This window comes from Sphingomonas sp. UYEF23 (assembly GCF_040546165.1).
Lineage (GTDB): Bacteria > Pseudomonadota > Alphaproteobacteria > Sphingomonadales > Sphingomonadaceae > Sphingomonas > Sphingomonas glacialis.
In genome coordinates, this window is the sequence record NZ_JBEPNG010000027.1 from 1 (window position 1) to 2,491 (window position 2,491).

Sequence of the window (2,491 nt, forward strand, 5' to 3'; positions counted from 1 at the left end):
TGTTGATTTCCACTGAGAGCTGACCCGGGAGGCGCATAATTTCCACTGAGAAGTGACCCATGTTTTGATCTTCCCCTGGCTGCCTGGTCGGGGGACACTGGAGTGATCGACATGGCTTTATTGAGCGTTATCCGGCGCTGGCATTTCCGCGATGAGATGCCGATCCGAGAGATCGAGCGTCGCACGGGATTGTCGCGCAACACGATCCGCAAGTACCTGCGCGCCGGGACGGTTGAGCCCAGCTTCAAGGTTCCCGAGCGGCCGAGCAAGCTCGACTCTTTTGCTGAGAAGTTGTCGGGTTGGCTGCGGACCGAGGTGGCCAAGTCGCGCAAGCAGCGACGCACGGCCAAGCAGATGCACGCCGATCTCGTGGTGTTGGGCTACGACGGCTCGTATAACCGCGTGGCCGCCTTCGTCAGGGCCTGGAAGGCCGAACGGCAGCGCGAGGCGCAGACCAGCGGGCGCGGGACGTTCGTGCCTTTGGTGTTCGCCGCAGGCGAAGCATTCCAGTTCGACTGGAGCGAGGACTGGGCGATGCTGGGCGGTCGGCAGACTAAGCTGCAGGTGGCGCATACCAAGCTCTCGCACAGTCGCGCCTTCGCCGTTCGGGCTTATCCGCTCCAGACCCACGAGATGCTGTTCGACGCGCTCACCCAGGCGTTCCGGGTCCTGGGGGGCGTGCCCCGGCGGGGGATCTTCGACAACATGAAGACCGCCGTCGATCGGATCGGTGCGGGCAAGATCCGGCAGGTCAACGCCCGGTTCGCGGCGATGGCGAGTCATTATCTGTTCGAGCCTGAGTTCTGTAATCCGGCTTCCGGTTGGGAGAAGGGGCAGGTCGAGAAGAACGTCCAGGATGCGCGGCGGCGGTTGTGGCAACCGATGCCCAGCTTCCCTGATCTCGACGCGCTCAACGTCTGGCTGGAGGCGCAGTGCATCGCGCAATGGGCGCAGATCGAACACGGCGTGCTGCCCGGCACCGTCGCTGATGTCCACGCCACCGAGGTTGCCAGTCTGATGCCGCCGGGTCGACCGTTCGACGGCTTCGTCGAACACACCAAGCGTGTGTCACCGACCTGCCTCGTGCACTTCGAACGCACGCGCTACAGCGTGCCGGCATCGTTCGCCAACCGCCCGGTCAGCTTGCGGATTTACCCGACGCGGATCGTGATCGCCGCCGAGGGTCAACTCGTGTGCGAGCACAGCCGGATCATCGATCGATCCCATCATACCGGCGGCCGAACGGTCTATGACTGGCGGCATTATCTGGCGGTGATCCAGCGCAAGCCCGGAGCCTTGCGCAATGGAGCACCGTTCGCGGACATGCCCGATGCGTTCCGGCAGCTCCAAAGTCAGCTCCTGCGCCGCCCCGGCGGAGACAGGGAGATGGCCGAGATCCTTGCCCTTGTTCTCCAGCATGATGAGCAGGTCGTGCTATGCGCGGTCGAGCTGGCGCTGGAAGCCGGCGTTGCAACCAAGACCCACGTACTCAACGTCCTGCACCGCCTGATCGACGGCAAGGCGCCCCCGGCATCCCCGATCGATGCACCCCAGGCGCTGCGCTTGGCACAGGAGCCTCTCGCCAATGTCGGGCGCTATGATGCCCTTCGCGATGGAGGGCTGCGTCATGCGTCATGATCCCGCCAGCGCCGCCGTGGTGGTCATGCTCAAGGCGCTGAAGATGTACGGCATGGCCCAGGCCGTCGGCGATCTCATCGAGCAAGGCGCGCCCGCGTTCGACGCGGCCGTGCCGATCCTGTCCCAGCTGCTCAAGGCCGAGATGGCCGAGCGCGAGGTCCGATCGATCGCCTATCAGATCAAGGCCGCTCGGTTCCCCGCCTACAAGGACCTGGCCGGGTTCGACTTCGCCGCTAGCGAGGTCAACGAGGCGATGGTCCGCCAGCTTCATCGCGGCGAGTTCGTCGATGGCGCCGACAATGTCGTGCTCATTGGTGGTCCGGGCACGGGCAAGACGCACATTGCAACCGCACTCGGTATCCAAGCTGTCGAGCATCACCGCAAGAAGGTGCGGTTCTTCGCCACCGTGGATCTGGTCAATGCGCTCGAGCAGGAAAAGGCGATGAACCGGGCCGGCCAGCTTGCCGATCGGCTGTTGCGCCTCGACCTCATCATCCTCGATGAGCTTGGCTATCTGCCGTTCAGCCCATCAGGTGGTGCGCTGCTGTTCCACCTGTTGAGCAAGCTCTACGAGCGCACCAGCGTCGTCATCACCACCAATCTCAGCTTCAGCGAATGGGCCGAGGTGTTCGGCGATGCCAAGATGACCACCGCGCTGCTCGATCGGCTCACGCACCATTGCCACATCCTCGAAACCGGCAATGACAGCTTCCGGTTCAGGGCCAGCGCCGCAGCACCCAAAACACGAAAGGAAAAAGCCACCGCTTGACCCACCCCCGCGCCGCGGGACACTATATCCACCCGGGTCACTTCTCGATGAAAATCCCGGGTCAACTCTCAGCGGAAATCAACA

The 2,491-nt window shown here is 63.6% G+C and carries 2 protein-coding genes; both read left to right on the plus strand.

Annotated elements, in window-relative coordinates; all coding sequences use genetic code 11:
• Positions 1-111 precede the first annotated feature (111 nt).
• The gene (istA, locus tag ABIB28_RS18450) at positions 112-1,638 is read left to right on the plus strand and encodes an IS21 family transposase (protein WP_354289567.1); all 1,527 of its coding nucleotides are present in this window, start codon (positions 112-114) and stop codon (positions 1,636-1,638) included.
• Positions 1,628-2,407, plus strand: a complete 780-nt coding sequence (gene istB, locus ABIB28_RS18455) for an IS21-like element helper ATPase IstB (protein WP_354289569.1) — start codon at positions 1,628-1,630, stop codon at positions 2,405-2,407. The genes istA and istB overlap by 11 nt, the downstream gene beginning before the upstream one ends.
• The last annotated feature ends 84 nt before the right edge of the window (positions 2,408-2,491 follow it).